Below are 14,939 nucleotides of genomic sequence, written 5' to 3'. Positions count from 1 at the left end.
GTCGCCGGACAAGGGCTCAGTGGCTCAGCGGCTCACCGCAGGAGGTGGCCGGAGGCGCGCAGCACGTACCCGGCCACCTTTTTGCCGAGGGTGACTCCGGCCTCGTCCGCGGAGCGGGTGTGGATGCCCGAGAGGATCCGCGCGTCGACGTTCTCGGCCGTCAGCCGGTGCCAGTCCGTGTATGTGCGGGTGACCCCCGGCGCGGTGGGGCTGGTCAGCTCGAACGGCGCGGTGCGCGGGCCGGTGAGCGCGGACAGTATCCCCTCCGCCGCGCCCGCGTAGGTGTTGTGGCCGCTCGGATAGTCCGGGTGCGCCGGGGTGTTGTGCAGGGGCGTCCAGTCGGGGTCGGGGTCGATGGCGCCGGTGCGGATGGCGGTGACCGGACGCCAGCGCAGATACGCGTACTTGGAGTCGGAGGTCGCGATCTGCGTGTCCACCGAGGCGATGTGGAACAGCGCGACGAGCCTCGCCCGCACCGCCACCGACCCTGCGGAGCGGGACAGCGCGACCCGCAGCGGTTCGGTGTAGAGGGTCAGCGAGGAGCCGTACCAGAAGTTCGCCGTCTCCGTCTGGTGGGCGGTGCGCCGGGTGCTGTCCGCCGCGCCGTAGGCACGCACTTCGGCCAGGTCCGACCGGTACCGCCGGGAGGCCGGCGCGGGCGGCGGTCCGAGCCGGAACTGGTCGGGGGCCGCCAGCACGAACGGCCGCGCGACGCGGTTGCCGTACTGCGTGGCGGGCGCGTACGCGGGCGGCGTCGGCTGCCAGACGCCGGGGGCGGCCGGGGGCACGGTGAACGGGGCGTCGACCGATGCCGGGTCCAGGCCGTCGCCCTCCCGGGAGGCGAGGACGGACCGGGCCTCCCGCTCGCCCGCCGCCACGCCCCGGTCCTCGGCCGGGCCGTCCGGGATCCCGTCGAGGGTGCGGCGGAACGCGGTGTTCAATTGCTCGGTGCGCGTCGGTACGAGGGCGACCAGGGAGCCGTGCACGGCGGAGGCCAGCGCCGCGTCCTGGTAGTCGCCCCGATCGACGCCCGTGGGCACCTCGCGGGCGGCCCGTGCGCCGGCCAGCCAGCTCACCGCCCAGGTGCGGCTGTTGGTCACCTGGGTCGGCGCTCCGGCCGCCGCGATCGTCTGTGCCGTGGTGTCGTACCAGTCGAGCGCCACCGATGGACGGGGCTCGGCGGGCGCGGCGACGGCGGTCGGGCCCACGGCCGAGGCGGCCAGCAGCGACGCGGCTCCGAGTGCGAGCATGAACGGTCGGGTGGCTGAGGGGCTCACCAGCAACTCCTGGAAAGGTATTGGGACTTCGACGAGGTCAGTCGTGGGGTGCGTGGCGGCTCTCGGGACGGTCGTCCTCCCGCTCGGTGGCCGCGTCCACTCCCAGCCGGGCGAGCAGTCGCTCGCGCAGCGCGGCGTACTCGGCACCGGCTGGGCGACGCGGCGCCGGAACCTCCACGGCGAGGTCGGCGGCGATCCGGCCCCCGTCCAGGACCAGCACCCGGTCGGCGAGCGCGATGGCCTCGTCCACGTCGTGCGTGACCAGCAACACGGCGGGACGGTGCCGCTCGTACAGGCGGGCCAGAAGGGCGTGCATACGGGTCCTGGTGAGCGCGTCGAGCGCGCCGAACGGCTCGTCCGCGAGCAGCAGTTCGGGCTCGCGCACCAGGGAGCGGGCCAGCGAGATCCGCTGCTGTTCGCCGCCCGACAGCTCCACCGGCCAGGCGTCCTCCCGCCCGGCCAGCCCCACCTCAGCGAGCGCGGTGCGTGCCCGCTCGTCGGCGTCCCCGCCCGTGAGCCCCAGTGCCACATTGGCCAGCACCCGTTTCCACGGCAGGAGCCTGGCGTCCTGGAAGACGACCGACACATGGGCGGGCGCGCTCAGCGCGCCTTCGCCACCGGCGTCGTGGTCGACTCCGGCGAGCGCCCGCAGCACGGTGCTCTTTCCGGAGCCACTGCGGCCGAGCATGGCCACGAACTCCCCGGCGCGCAGGCTCAGATCGAGCCCGTCCAGCACCTTGCGCCCGCCGAAGGCCCGCACGAGCCCCTCGATACGGACGGCCACCGCGGCCTCCGGAGCGGTGACCGTCAGCCCGCCAGGGTGCGTCGCCATGACAGGACCTTCCTCTCCACAAGCCGTACCAGTCCGTCGGAGAGCAGCCCGAGAAGTCCGTAGACGACGAGACCGACGATGATGATGTCGGTCTGCCCGTAGGTCCGCGCGAGCCCCATCATGTAGCCGATCCCGCTGGTGGCGTTGACCTGTTCGACGACGGCCAGCGCCAGCCATGCCGCGGTCACCGCGAAACGCATCCCGAGGAGGAAGCCGGGCAGCGCGCCCGGCAGCACGATGTGCAGCAGGAAGCGCGGGCGGCTCAGCCCCAGCGTCTCGGCGAGCTCGACATACCGGCTGTCGATGGTGCGCAGTCCGTTGTGGGTGTGGATGTAGACCGGGACGAAGGCACCGAGGGCGATCGTGATGACCTTCATGGACTCCCCGATGCCGAACCACAGGATCAGCAGCGGGATGAGCGCGAGTGAGGGAATGCCCCGCTTGATCTGCACCGGGCCGTCGATCACCCCCTCGCCGAGCCTGCTGAGCCCCGCGATCAGCGCCAGCACGAGCCCGGCGGCCGTCCCATACGCCAGACCGGACAGCGCTCGCCCGGTGGAGGTCCATACATTGGACTGGAGCCTGCCGTCCGCGATGAGGTCACCCGCCGTGGTCACCACCGTCCAGGGGGCGGACAGATTGCGCGCGTCGATGAGGCCGGTGGCCGAGCCGGCCGACCAGACCGCGAGCAGCAGGAGGGGACCGAGGGCCCGGCCGTACGGGATGGGCCGGCCGGGACCGAGGCGCCGGCGGGCGACACGGCGCCCGGCGTTCCCCGCGGCCGGGGCCGCCTTCGTCGTCTTGGCGAGCGACAGCCGCTCGCTGGGGACGTCCGTGCTCATCGCGGCCGCCGCGCTGCCGCGACCGCGTCGGCGGCGACCGACTCGTACCGGCGGTCGAAGAGGATTCCCGCGTCGAACTTCTTCTTGCCCGTCTCCTTCGCCAGCAGGTCGACGGTCTTCTGCTGCCGCGCGATGGCCGGCGTCCAGCCCGCCGGGATGTCCGGATGGCCGTTCTGCTTCACCAGGTACTCACCGTCGGCGCGGGTGAGGCCCTGGTCCTTGACGTAGTAGCCGTCGATCCACTGCTTCGGGTGCTGTTCGACCCAGACCTCCGACCGCGCCCAGAACGTGATGAACTCCCTGATCGCGGCGGCCTTCTGGGGATCGCTCACGGCGTCGGTCACCGCCCACAGATGTGCGGGGTCGTCACGCAGCCCGTGCTGGATGGTCTTCCCGCCGTCCTTGCCGTATTTCGCCGGATAACGCTTGATGTTGACGCCTCCGAGGGGCGCGACGTCCACCTGGCGGCTGCCGAGCGCGGTCGGGTACACATCCCCCGTGCTGGGCAGCTCGACCAGCTGCACATCGTCCTTGGTGAGTCCCGCCTTGGCCAGGATCCGCAGCACGAGCGCCCCCTGGGCCTGCCCCGGGCTGTAGGCGATCTTCTTGCCGCGCAGATCCGCCAGGGTGTCGACGTCCGCCCCGGGAGCGATTCCGAGTTCGTAGACGGGGTGCCGCAACGGGTCCTTGCGGAATTCCGTCGCCACGAGCTTCGTATCGAGACCGGTCCAGTGGGCGTGTATGGACGGGATCTCCGCCGCCGAGCACAGATCCAGGGAATGCGCGCGGAAGGCCTCGGAGCACTGCGGACCGCCGCTGATATTGGCCCACTTGACCTTGAAGGGCAGCTTATCGAGCTGCCCCGAGAGCTTCAGCGCCACCCGAGTATCCGGCGCACCGACCGTAATCGACGTAGTCGCCTTCACCTTCTCCGGAATCTTGACGTGGGCGAGGTTCCTGCTGTCGGCGGCAGTCGACGAGGTGGTGTTGTCCGCACAGCCGACCAGCAGCGATGTGCAGGTCAGAGCGGTCAGGATGAGCGGCGCGAGCCTGGGCATACACATTCCCGGGTGCAAGGCGTACGGCATCGGAGCGTACGGAAGTGAACTGATGTCGCGTGGGGGAATTCGTCGCGAGTGAGGGGTGTTCGCTGCTGGATTTCAGCTACGCTGCTGGTTTTCAGCTACACAGTGCGACGGTGATGCGCATCAGATCGACAGGGCGCCGTTGCGTGAACCGCGGAGAGATCGGCATGCCGCTGAAGCTACCCACGACGTCAAGAAAGGGTCAAGCGCGCGTTCGCGTTTCCGGAAGGCGGCAATGACTACTTCGTACGGCTGCCATGTTCGCGTTACATGGCCCTGGATCGAGTCCCCGCGGTGTCCGTTTCGCGGAAGCCGAGGAGGGCTCGTACAGCCTCGATGGTGGCTTCGGCCAGGGAGGGGTCGCAGCCACCGCGGGCTCGGGCGCTGAGACGGACCGGGGGAACGGCGGGGAGGTCATGGCGTGGCGTGAGGCCATCAGGGTACGGACCGCCGGGGACGGCGAGCAGGGCGGCGCCGAGCCCGGCACGGGCCGCGTCCAGAACTCCCGCGAGGTATCCGGCCTCGGCGACCACGGTGGCGGCCGTGTGGTGCGAAGCGAGTGCGGTCAGGGCGCGGCGGCGGATCACGCAGGGATCGCTGATGGCCACCAGGGGCAAGGGGGCCGGTGCGGCGGGTGGTTCCCAGCCGGGCGCGGCGTACCAGCGCAGCGGGAGTTCGCCCACCGGAGTGCCCGGGGCGGACGCCGCCTCGGTGACGTAGACGGCGAGATCGAGTTCACCACGGGCGACGGCGTCCGTCAGCCGCGCCGAGCGGTCGATGCGCACCCGGACCTCTGCGCCTGGCCGGGTGTCGCGTACGGCCGCGGTCAGGACGGGAAGGATCTGATCGGCGCCGTGCTCGGTGGCGCCGATGATGACGGGTGCCGCGTCGGCCGGGCCCTCCCCCAGGAGCCGACGAAGGGCCGCGTCGTGTGCGCCGACGATCTGCTGGGCCTCTTCCAGCAGTCGGGTGCCGTGGGGGGTGAACCGGGTCTTCCTGCCGTCACGTTCGACGATGGGGCGGCCGAGGGACTTCTCCAGCCGCCGGATGTGCTGACTGACGGTGGACTGGCTGAGGGCGAGTGCGCCGGCGGCGCGGTGGAAGCCTCCGTAGTCGGCGACCGCAATGAGACTGCGCAACGCCACGATGTCCAATACCGGTCGCATGTGCGCAGGCTAGCAACCGATCGATCGGAAATCACGATCGGTTTTGATGGCAAATCATCGTTGGACGGCCGACTCCGGCCTCGTGCATCCTGAGGTCATGCCGCGTACAGCGTTCGTGACGGCCCGCGGGCCGCGCCCCCACCGCAATGGATCCGGGCCGTCGGCCGGCGGACCGGCGGTGTGCCGCGCCACGGGCGCCCGGCTGACCCGGCGGCGCGTGGTCGACTTCGGCCTCACCGGCGCCATGCGCTGTCACTGACTCACGGTTTTCCCGGCGCGCTCGCCGTCGCCGCGCGCTCGCCGTCGCCGCGCACTCGCCGTCGCCGCGCGTTCGCCGCCGCCCGTTCACCCCTCCGCGCTTCCGCGTCGGCAGGCGCTTCCCGCCTGCGCCTCGTCCTTTCCCCTCCGCACCTCGCACCCGCACGGCCGCTCCATCCCGCTTGTGCGTGCGGGCGGGCGCCGCTGTCGATGAATCGAGTTCTCATGTCCTCTGCTCAGCCTGTCCACTCCTGGGACGAACCGGCGGGCATCGCCCCGCGCGGCACCCTCGTGCTTCTCCCCGGACGGGGTGAACACGGCGGTGTGTACGAGCGGTTCGGCCGCCGGATCTCCGCCGAGGGCTATCGCGTCCGCGCCCTGGGAGACGCCTCCTCCGACCCGGAGGCCGTCGCCGAGGCGGCCACCAAGCTGTTGCGCGACGAGACGCTCCCGGGCCCCCGCGTACTGGTCGGCTCTGACACCGGGGCCTCCCACGCCGTGCGGCTCGCCGCCCTCGACGCCTCCGGGCTGGACGGGCTCATCCTCGCCGGGCTGCCGACCGGGCCGGGCCCCGCCGAAACGGCCGCTCGGGACTGGGAGCAGGAGTTGGAGCTGCGCACCGCCTGCCCCACGCATCGGGGCAGGCTCACCGCCGACTCCGCGTTCCGGCGCGGTGCCCTGGCGGGCCCGCCGACGCCGGGGCCGCCCACGCTGGAGGGGATCTCCGTTCCCGTGCTCGGACTGCACGGTGCCGAGGACACCGTCAGCCCCCTCGATGAGGTCCGTCGTGTATTCCGCGAGCTGCCCCGCGCGGAGCTGGTGAGTCTGGCCGGTACCCGGCACGACGTCCTCAACGACGTGACGCACCGCACCGCCGCCGCCACCGTGGTCCTCTTCCTGGAGCGGCTGCGGCTGGATCCCGGCCTGACGCCCATCGCCGTGCCGGAGGCCCTCGCGTGACCGCCCCCGTCCTCACCACTCCGGCCGAGCTGTACTCCCGGCTGTTCCACGGTGGTCCGGCGCCCGTCGTCCTGGACGTACGGTGGCGGCTCGGCGATCCGCACGGCCATGAGCACTACCGCGCCGGGCACATCCCGGGCGCCCGCTACGTCGACCTCGACACCGAACTGGCCGCTCCGCCCACTCCGGCCGACGGCCGCCATCCGCTGCCGGACCCCGCCAGGTTGCAGCGGTCCGCGCGCCGCTGGGGACTCACCACCGACCGGCCGGTGGTGGTGTACGACGACAACGGCAACACCGCCGCCGCTCGCGCCTGGTGGCTGCTGCGATGGGCCGGGGTCGAACGGGTCTCGCTGCTGGACGGGGCGCTGACCGCGTGGCGCGCGGCCGGACTGCCCGTCGAAACGGGCGAGCCCGCCCCACCGGCGGAGGGGGATGTCCTGCTCACCACCGGGCGGCTCCCGGTCCTGGACGCCGACGCGGCGGCCGAGGTGGCACGTACCGGTGTCCTGCTGGACGCGCGGGCGGCCGAGCGGTACTGGGGCGAGACCGAACCGGTCGATCCGCGCGCCGGGCACATCCCCGGCGCCCGGTCCGCCCCGACGGGCGACAACCTGGCACCGGACGGCACGTTCCACAGCGTGGACGAGCTCGCGCGGCGCTTCGCCGCGCTGGGTGCCGATGGCGCGACGGAGGTCGGTGTCTACTGCGGCTCCGGCGTCACGGCCGCCCACACGGTCGCGGCCCTGGCCCGCGTCGGCATCACGGCCGCGCTCTACCCCGGCTCCTGGTCCGCCTGGTCCTCCGACACCACGCGCCCCGCGGCCGTGGGTGCGGCGGCGGGCTGATCCACCGCCCGCACACCTCCTGTGAACACTTCCCGACCGAGAGGCCGCACCATGCCCTCCCCGCACTCCTCCGTGTCCGGGGCCTCACCGCCCCCGCGCACGTCCGCACCACCACCCCCCGGTGCGGCGAAGGACCCGACGCCGCCCGCCAAACCCGCCGCGGCGCGGACATCCCGACCCACCGCCGCGCGCACCCGGCCCCGCCTCCGGGTCCCGCGCGGGGTGCGCCGGGCCTCCGGGCCGGTCGGTCTGCTGCTGCTCTGGTTCCTGGCCGCCGCCACGGGCGTGCTCCCCGAGACCGTGCTGGCCTCCCCCGTCGACGTCGTGCGGCGCGGTGCGGACCTCATCGGCACCGGTGAGCTGCCGCAGGCCATCGCCGCCTCCGGCCGGCGCGCGGCCCTCGGCTTCCTCATCGGCGCTGCCGTGGCGCTCACCCTGTCGCTCACCGCCGGGCTGTTCCGGCTGGGCGAGGACGTCATCGACGCGTCCATGGGCATGTTCCGGGCGATTCCCTGGGTGGGCCTGATCCCGCTGTTCATCGTCTGGTTCGGCATCGACGAGACACCGAAGATCGCGCTGGTGGCGCTCGGTGTCACCTACCCGCTGTACTTCAACATCTACGGCGGCATCCGCTCCGCCGACGCGCAGCTGATCGAGGCCGGGCGGATGGTCGGCCTGGGCCGTATCGGGCTGATCCGGTACGTGATCCTGCCGTCCGCGCTGCCCGGGGCGCTGGTGGGGCTGCGGTACGCGCTGTCCACCGCGTGGCTGGCCCTGGTCTTCGCCGAGCAGGTCAACGCGGACGCCGGTATCGGCTATCTGATGAGCAACGCCCAGCAGTACTTCCAGACGGACGTCATCGTCCTGTGCCTGGCCGTGTACGCGGTGCTGGGGCTGCTGTGCGACTTCGCGGTGCGGCTGCTGTCCCGGCGGCTGCTGGACTGGCGGGCCTCGTTCGACGGGGAGGGAGCATGACACCGGTGAACGGCACGGACAGCGTGGAGGTCCGCGGACTGACCCGCGCCTTCGGCGACAAGACCGTGCTCGACGGGCTCGACCTCACCATCCGTGCGGGCGAATTCGTGGCCCTGCTCGGCCAGAGCGGCTGCGGAAAGTCGACGCTGCTGAGGATCCTCGCCGGGCTGGACAGCGAGACCGAGGGCGAGGTGGAGGTACCGGAGCGGCGCTCGGTGGCCTTCCAGTCGCCGCGGCTGATGCCGTGGCTGCGGGTGTGGCACAACGTCGTGCTCGGTCTGCCGGCCGGAGACCGCGCGCTCGCCGGGCGCTATCTGGCCGAGGTCGGCATCGAGGAGTACGCGGGTGCCTGGCCCCGGACGCTCTCCGGCGGTCAGGCCCAACGCGTCTCGCTGGCCCGCGCGCTGGTGCGCGAGCCCGAACTGCTGTTGCTGGACGAGCCGTTCGGCGCGCTGGACGCGCTCACCCGCGGCAGGGCGCAGCGGCTGGTGGCCGATCTGTGGCAGCGGCACGGCTGCTCGATCCTCCTGGTCACGCACGACGTCGAGGAGGCGCTGCTGCTGGCCGACCGGGTGCTGGTGATGGACGGCGGGCGGATCGCCTACGAGGCGGAGGTGGGCCTTGACCGCCCGCGCAACCTCGGCTCCCCCGACTTCGTGGCATTGCGCGGCGAACTCCTGCGACGGCTGGGCGTCGACGACGCCTCGGCGCATTCGCGCCATCGAGAAGAGGTGACCGCATGAACCACATGCACCGCATGAACCGCATGCACCGCATGAACCGCATGCACCGCATGAACCGCATGAACCGCTCGCACACCGGAGACCGCAGGGCCACGGCCGCTGCGCGCGCGCTCGGCGCCGCGCTGTCGCTGACCGCCCTCCTCGCCACCAGTGCCTGCGCGGGGGACAGCGAGGCGGCGACCGAGACCGATCCGTCGAAGGTGACGCTGACCCTCGGTGACCAGGCCAAGAACCTGAAGACGCTCTTCGATGCCTCCGGCACCCTGGAGGGAACGCCGTACAAGGTGAAGTGGGCCGAGTTCGAGGGCGCCGCACCGCTGTTCCAGGCCGTGCAGGCCGGGGCCGCCGACACCTCGTACGCCGCCGATCTGCCCACGCTCCAGGCACTCTCCGGCGGAGTGCGGGTGAAGGCCGTCGCGGCGCTGCACAACGACGGCACACACACCGGGATCGTGGTCCGGAAGAACTCACCGGTGCACAGCGTCAAGGACCTCAAGGGGAAGAAGGTCGTGGTCTCCTCGGCCAAGGGGTCCATCGCCGAGTATCTGCTGGCGCACGCCCTGGAGCAGGCGGGGCTGAGCTACTCCGACGTCCATGTGCAGTATCTGCTGCCCACCGACGCCCAGGCCGCCTTCACCTCCGGCAAGGTCGAGGTCTGGGCCACGTTCGGCGTGTACAAGACCGTGGCCGAGCAGCACGGGGGCCGCCTCCTGGTCAACGGGGCGAACGGGCGAGTGAGCGGCTACGGCTTCATCGGAGCCTCCGAGAAGGCCCTTCAGGTCCCGGCGAAGAAGAAGGCCATCACCGACTATCTGCGCCGCCTCGACAAGGCGCTGGCCTGGTCCCGTAGGCACCCCACGGAGTACGCCAAGGCCATCCAGCGCACCAACGGAGCCTCGGCCACGGTCGCCAAGGCCCTGGTCGACCAGGCCAACAGCGAGCTGCTGCCGGTGAACGAGCCGGTGATCCGGTCCGTGCAGAAGGTCGGCGACACCATGCACGACATCGGTGTCCTCACCCCCAAGCCGGTCCTCGCCGACCACGCCGACACCAGCCTCGTCAAGGAGTGACCGCGACCATGCCCGTCGAGTTCATCAGTGCCGTCCACCCCAACCCCGCCACCGAGGGCGACCCCACCGCGGGTGCCGGAATCGATGTGGACTACGCCCGCCGCTACGCCCGCGCCCTGGACGACGGCGGCTTCGACTACACCCTCGTCACCTACCACTCGGCCTCCCCGGACGCCCTGCAACTGGCCCAGTTCGTCGCCCATCACACCGAGCGCATCAAACCGGTCCTCGCCCACCGCCCCGGGGTGGTCTTCCCCACCCACGCGGCCCGCGCGCTGGCCACGTTGGACCGGATCAGCGCCGGACGGCTGGTGGTGCACATCATCTCCGGCGGCAACGACGAGGAGCAGCGCCGCGAGGGCGATTATCTGAGCAAGAGCGAGCGGTACGCCCGCTCGGACGAGTACATCCAAATCCTGCGCGCGGTGTGGGAGGCTGACGGCCCGATCTCCCACGAGGGCCCGTACTACCGCTTCGAGGGCTTCCGCTCCGATGTCGCCCCGTACCACGGCACCATCCCCATCTCGGTGGGCGGTTCCTCCGAGGACGCCTACCGGGTGGGCGGGCGGCAGGGCGACATCTTCGGGCTGTGGGGCGAGCCGCTGAAGGAGACCGCCGAGCAGATCGCCTCGGTGAACGCGTACGCGGACGCCGCGGGCCGTCCCCGGCCGCGCATCTGGGTCTCCTTCCGGCCGATCATCGCCCCCACCGACGAGCTGGCCTGGGAGAAGGCCCACCGCACCCTGGGCGCGGTCAAGGCCAATCACGCCGAGCGGGCCAAGCGCCGCCACTACCCGGCCGTCGGCCAGGGCGCCCCGTCCAACGTCGGATCGCAGCGGCTGCTGGCCGTCGCCGAGCGCGGCGAGGTGCACGACCGCTGCCTGTGGACCGCGCCCGCCGCGGCCACCAACGCCGCCGGTGCCTCCACGGCCCTGGTCGGCTCCCCGGAGACGGTCGCCAAGGCGCTGCTCGACTACGTCGACATCGGCTGCGAGCTGCTGTCCATCCGCGGCTACGACCCGCTCAACGACGCCATCGACTACGGGCGTCACGTCCTGCCGCTGGTCCGTCAGGAGCTGGCGCACCGCGCCGCCACCTCGGCCGCCTGACGTCCGACCGCCGTCTCCTTCCCGTTCTCCTCATGAAAGGCATCATCCGAATGCCCAGGCCACCGGCCCGCTCCCGTTCCCGGCACGCCCGCGCCCGTACCGCTCTCGCCGCCGTCGTGGCGCTGACCGCCGGTGCGCTGAGCGCCTGTGGCGGCACCGCGGGAGCGGACGGGGACGGGGACGGGAAGGGATCCTCCGTCACCCTCCGGGTCGGTGCGACCGGCTGGAAGGAGGAGGAGGCCCTGCTGAAGTTCGCGCACCTGGACGACACTCCGTACCAGGTGAAGTGGAGCCTGTTCCAGGGCGGCGACAGGCAACTGGAGGCGGTGCGCGCCGGTGCGCTGGACGTGGCGAGTTCCAGTGAGATCCCGCCGGTCTTCGCGGCGGCCGACGGAAAGCCGAACTTCAAGGTCGTCGCCGTGAGGCGCGGCAACACCCTCAACCAGGAGGTCGTGGCCCCCAAGGGGTCCTCGATCACCTCGATGTCGCAGCTGCGGGGCAAGAAGGTCGGCTACGTCAAGAACACCACCGCCCACTATTTCCTCTACGAACTGCTGAAGCGGGCCGGGCTCGGCTGGGACGACATCGAGGCCGCCCCGCTGGATCCCGACAAGGGGATCGCCGCGTTGAACGGCGGTTCCATCGACGCGTTCGCCGGATACGGCAACGCGGTCATCACCGCCCATCAGCGGGGCGCCCGCACCATCGGTTCCGGCAAGGACATCCTCTCCGGCAACTTCCTGTGGACGGCCTCGGACGACACCCTCGGCGGCGCGGCCGAGCGCGGAGCGCTGGCGGATCTGCTGGCCCGTATCGACAAGGCGTACGCCTATGTGCGCGACGGGCGCCAGAAGGAGTACGCGAAGGTCATGGCCGCCGCCACCCACCAGCCGGTGGATCAGGCGCTGGAGGAGTTCACAGAGGGGCAGGCCCAGCGCAGGACCGGGATCCGGCCGGTGAGCCCCGGGGCCACCGCCTCCGAGCAGAAGGTGGCCGACGCCTTCGGTGACCTCGGGGCGGTGAAGCGGAAGCTGACGGTGAGCGAATTCTGGAGCGACCGGCTGAGCGCGCGACTTCGGAAGGCCCTCGCCTCATGACCACTGACCTATCGCTGCCCGTCCCGGATCTCTCCTCACTGTCCTCCGTGACGCGACGGCTCACGACCACCGCGGCCGCGTACGACCGCGACGGCACGTTTCCGGCCGAGGGGATCCGCGCCGCGCACGAGGCCGGGCTGCTCACCGCCACCGTCGGCGAGCGGTACGGGGGTCCCGCCCTCGGAGTGGCGGCCACCGCGCGCATCCTGCACGCGCTCGGCGAAGGCGATCCGTCGGTGGCGCTGATCGCCGCCATGAGCCTCTCCGTCCACCGCCGCCAGGCCGTGCGGCCGCACTGGCCGGAAGAGCTCTACGGGCAGGTGCTGGCCGAGGCCGCTTCGCGGCCGGTGCTGCTCAACCACATCCGTGTCGAGCCCGAGCTCGGCTCGCCCGCTCGGGGAGGGCTGCCCTCCACGGTGGCCCGGCGCACCTCGGACGGCTGGTCGCTCAGCGGCCACAAGCGCTTCGCGACCGGGGTGGAAGGGCTGGACTGGCTGCTGGTGTGGGCCACCACGGACGAGCCCACGCCGCGGGTCGGCACCTTCCTGGTGCCCGGCACCGCACCCGGAATCGAGATCAGCCACCGCTGGAACCATCTGGGGCTGCGCGCCAGCGGAAGCCATGACATCGCGCTGCACGACGTCGAGATTCCCAAGGGCAACGTCATCGACCTGGCCGAGCACGGCGCCGCGGCGGAGCAGGACAACCGCGCGGGCGCGGCCCTCCACCTGCCGCTCGCGGCCCTCTACCTGGGCGTGGCGCGGGCCGCCCAGGGTTATGTCCACCGCTTCGCCCTTGAGCGGATCCCCGCCAACCTCGGCCATCCGGTGGCCCGTACCGAGCGCTTCCGGCGCGTGGCCGGTGAGATCGCGCTGCGGCTGGACTCCGCCGAGCATCTGGTGTTCACGGGCGCGGAGCGGGTCGATGCGGCCGACGGCTCGTACTCCCCCGAACACGCGCTGGGCGCCCGTGTCCTGGCGGACCGGCATGCCACCGAGGCGGTCGCCCTGGGGTTGCGGCTGCTGGGGAATCCGGGGCTGTCCCGCGACAACCCCCTGGAGCGCCACTTCCGGGACGTCCAGTGCGCCCCGGTGCACGCCCCGCAGGAAGACACGGCGCTGCTCGCCATCGGCACGGCCGCGCTCGGCACACGAAGTGAGAGGCCGACATGACCGTCCCGCTGTCCGATCCGGATACGGCCGACCGCACCGGCTCCGCACCCGCGCATGCCACCGATACGGATGCCGCCGCCGCGCTGCTGGCGGCGCTGCGCCGCGACCTGCCCGCCGGGACACTGGGCACCGGCCCCGAGGCCACCGGTCCATACGCCACCGACCGCTCCGGAAGCCGCCCGGCGGGCCTCCCGCTCGCGGTGGTGCACGCCACCCGCACCGAGCACCTCCGGACCGCGCTGCGGCACGCGCACACCCTGCGGGTGCCGGTCGTGCCGCGCGGGGCGGGGACGGGACTGTCCGGCGGCGCGAGCGCTGGGGCGGGCAGTGTCGTCCTCGATCTCTCCGGGATGAACCGGATCCTGGAGCTGAGCCCCGAGGAGCAGATCGCCGTCGTCGAGCCGGGGGTGATCACCGCCGACCTGGACCGCGCGGCGGGCGAGTTCGGGCTGCGCTACGCGCCCGACCCGGCGAGCGCGGCGATCTCGACCGTCGGCGGGAACATCGCGACCAACGCCGGCGGTCTGCGCTGCGCCAAGTACGGGGTGACCAGGGACGCCGTCCTGGGCCTGGACGCGCTGCTGGCGGACGGGACGCCGATACGGACCGGCAGGCGCACCGTCAAGGGCGTCACCGGCTATGACCTGACGGGCCTGCTCACCGGCTCCGAGGGCACCCTGGGCGTGATCACCGCCGCGACCGTACGGCTGCGCCCGGCACCGGAGGAGACCGTCACGGTCGCCGCGTACTTCGCCACCTTCGCCGAAGGAGCCGAGGCCGTCTCCGCGCTCACCGCCGCCCGTATCGAGCCCGCCATGGCCGAGCTGCTCGACGGCCCCGTGCTGGGCGCGGTGGACGACGCCCAGGGCACGGATCTGCGGTCGCGCGGCGGCGCCCTGCTGCTCTTGCAGTGCGACGGGCGCGGCGCGGCCGCCGAGGCCGACGCGGCCGTACGGCGCTTGCGCGGACGGGCCACCTCGGTCGAGGTCACCGGGGACCCGGCCGAGGCGGAACGGCTGCTCGCGGCGCGTCGGCTCGCCCTGCCCTCGCTGGAGCGGCTGGGCCGTCCGCTGATCGAGGACATCGCCGTTCCCAGGAACCAACTGGCGGCCGCCGTACGGGAGATCGACGCCGCGGCGGACCGGCATGGGGTGCGGATCTTCACCTTCGCCCATGCCGCCGACGGCAACCTCCACCCCATTCTCGTCCTCGACCCGGCCCTCCCCGCCGTCCCGGACGCCGCCTGGCGGGCGGCGGGAGACATCTTCACGGCCGCGCTCCGCCTCGGTGGCACGCTCACCGGCGAACACGGCGTGGGCACCCTCAAGCGGCGCTGGCTCGGCGACGAGCTCGGCCCGGACCAGCACGCGCTCCAGCGTCGCCTCAAGGCGGCCTTCGATCCGCACGGCATCCTCAACCCGGGCAAGGCGCTATGAGATCAACCGTGGCCGGGGCCGTCGTGCCGGTGGTCGGCACTGGTCCTTGTGTCCCCTCCCCTCTCCCCC

At 72.4% G+C, this 14,939-nt stretch carries 15 protein-coding genes; 10 read left to right on the top strand and 5 right to left on the bottom strand.

Features of this window, described 5'->3' with window-relative positions:
- Positions 1-32: 32 nt before the first annotated feature.
- The 5 genes from ACFXB5_RS04495 to ACFXB5_RS04475 all read right to left on the bottom strand — a co-directional run bounded on the left by ACFXB5_RS04495 (position 33) and on the right by ACFXB5_RS04475 (position 5,202).
- Positions 33-1,277 carry a vanadium-dependent haloperoxidase gene (locus ACFXB5_RS04495; protein ID WP_385202282.1) on the bottom strand — a complete coding sequence of 415 codons (1,245 nt, stop codon included), beginning with the start codon at positions 1,275-1,277 and terminating at the stop codon, positions 33-35.
- Positions 1,278-1,314: 37 nt separating this feature from the next.
- The gene (locus ACFXB5_RS04490) at positions 1,315-2,109 is read right to left on the bottom strand and encodes an ABC transporter ATP-binding protein (RefSeq protein WP_385202280.1); all 795 of its coding nucleotides are present in this window, start codon (positions 2,107-2,109) and stop codon (positions 1,315-1,317) included.
- Complete coding sequence (locus ACFXB5_RS04485) at positions 2,085-2,951, bottom strand: ABC transporter permease (protein WP_385202279.1); 867 nt, start codon at positions 2,949-2,951, stop codon at positions 2,085-2,087. Before ACFXB5_RS04485 ends, ACFXB5_RS04490 begins: the two co-directional genes overlap by 25 nt.
- Entirely contained in the window at positions 2,948-4,009 is a 1,062-nt protein-coding gene (locus tag ACFXB5_RS04480) for an ABC transporter substrate-binding protein (RefSeq protein WP_385202277.1), read from the bottom strand. Before ACFXB5_RS04480 ends, ACFXB5_RS04485 begins: the two co-directional genes overlap by 4 nt.
- Positions 4,010-4,302: 293 nt before the next feature.
- The gene (locus ACFXB5_RS04475; protein WP_385202276.1) at positions 4,303-5,202 is read right to left on the bottom strand and encodes a LysR family transcriptional regulator; all 900 of its coding nucleotides are present in this window, start codon (positions 5,200-5,202) and stop codon (positions 4,303-4,305) included.
- Positions 5,203-5,299: 97 nt separating this feature from the next.
- Here ACFXB5_RS04475 and ACFXB5_RS04470 point away from each other — a divergent pair, with 97 nt between their 5' ends.
- The 10 genes from ACFXB5_RS04470 (at position 5,300) to ACFXB5_RS04425 (ending at position 14,870) form a co-directional block, all read left to right on the top strand.
- On the top strand, positions 5,300-5,461 hold the full coding sequence (locus tag ACFXB5_RS04470; RefSeq protein ID WP_385202274.1) for a hypothetical protein: 162 nt from the start codon (positions 5,300-5,302) through the stop codon (positions 5,459-5,461).
- 224 nt (positions 5,462-5,685) lie between these two features.
- Positions 5,686-6,420 carry an alpha/beta hydrolase gene (locus ACFXB5_RS04465; protein ID WP_385202272.1) on the top strand — a complete coding sequence of 245 codons (735 nt, stop codon included), beginning with the start codon at positions 5,686-5,688 and terminating at the stop codon, positions 6,418-6,420.
- Entirely contained in the window at positions 6,417-7,268 is an 852-nt protein-coding gene (locus ACFXB5_RS04460; protein ID WP_385202270.1) for a sulfurtransferase, read from the top strand. The genes ACFXB5_RS04465 and ACFXB5_RS04460 overlap by 4 nt, the downstream gene beginning before the upstream one ends.
- 51 nt (positions 7,269-7,319) lie before the next feature.
- A complete protein-coding gene (locus tag ACFXB5_RS04455) occupies positions 7,320-8,243 on the top strand; it encodes an ABC transporter permease (RefSeq protein ID WP_385202268.1) in 924 nt (307 codons plus the stop codon).
- Positions 8,240-8,986: an ABC transporter ATP-binding protein gene (locus ACFXB5_RS04450; RefSeq protein WP_385202266.1), complete on the top strand. Its 747-nt coding sequence runs from the start codon at positions 8,240-8,242 to the stop codon at positions 8,984-8,986. Before ACFXB5_RS04455 ends, ACFXB5_RS04450 begins: the two co-directional genes overlap by 4 nt.
- The gene (locus ACFXB5_RS04445; RefSeq protein ID WP_385202264.1) at positions 8,983-10,056 is read left to right on the top strand and encodes an ABC transporter substrate-binding protein; all 1,074 of its coding nucleotides are present in this window, start codon (positions 8,983-8,985) and stop codon (positions 10,054-10,056) included. The genes ACFXB5_RS04450 and ACFXB5_RS04445 overlap by 4 nt, the downstream gene beginning before the upstream one ends.
- 8 nt (positions 10,057-10,064) lie before the next feature.
- Positions 10,065-11,165, top strand: a complete 1,101-nt coding sequence (locus ACFXB5_RS04440) for an LLM class flavin-dependent oxidoreductase (RefSeq protein WP_385202262.1) — start codon at positions 10,065-10,067, stop codon at positions 11,163-11,165.
- Between the two features lie 32 nt (positions 11,166-11,197).
- The gene (locus ACFXB5_RS04435; protein WP_385202260.1) at positions 11,198-12,262 is read left to right on the top strand and encodes an ABC transporter substrate-binding protein; all 1,065 of its coding nucleotides are present in this window, start codon (positions 11,198-11,200) and stop codon (positions 12,260-12,262) included.
- Complete coding sequence (locus ACFXB5_RS04430; protein ID WP_385202257.1) at positions 12,259-13,434, top strand: acyl-CoA dehydrogenase family protein; 1,176 nt, start codon at positions 12,259-12,261, stop codon at positions 13,432-13,434. Before ACFXB5_RS04435 ends, ACFXB5_RS04430 begins: the two co-directional genes overlap by 4 nt.
- Positions 13,431-14,870, top strand: coding sequence for an FAD-binding oxidoreductase (locus ACFXB5_RS04425; RefSeq protein WP_385202256.1), 1,440 nt, complete (start codon positions 13,431-13,433; stop codon positions 14,868-14,870). Before ACFXB5_RS04430 ends, ACFXB5_RS04425 begins: the two co-directional genes overlap by 4 nt.
- Positions 14,871-14,939 lie beyond the last annotated feature (69 nt).

The sequence above is a fragment of the Streptomyces sp. NPDC059455 genome, assembly GCF_042750115.1.
Lineage (GTDB): Bacteria > Actinomycetota > Actinomycetes > Streptomycetales > Streptomycetaceae > Streptomyces > Streptomyces endocoffeicus.
Note: the sequence above shows the minus strand (reverse complement) of the source record. Positions and strands in the feature narration are given on the sequence as shown.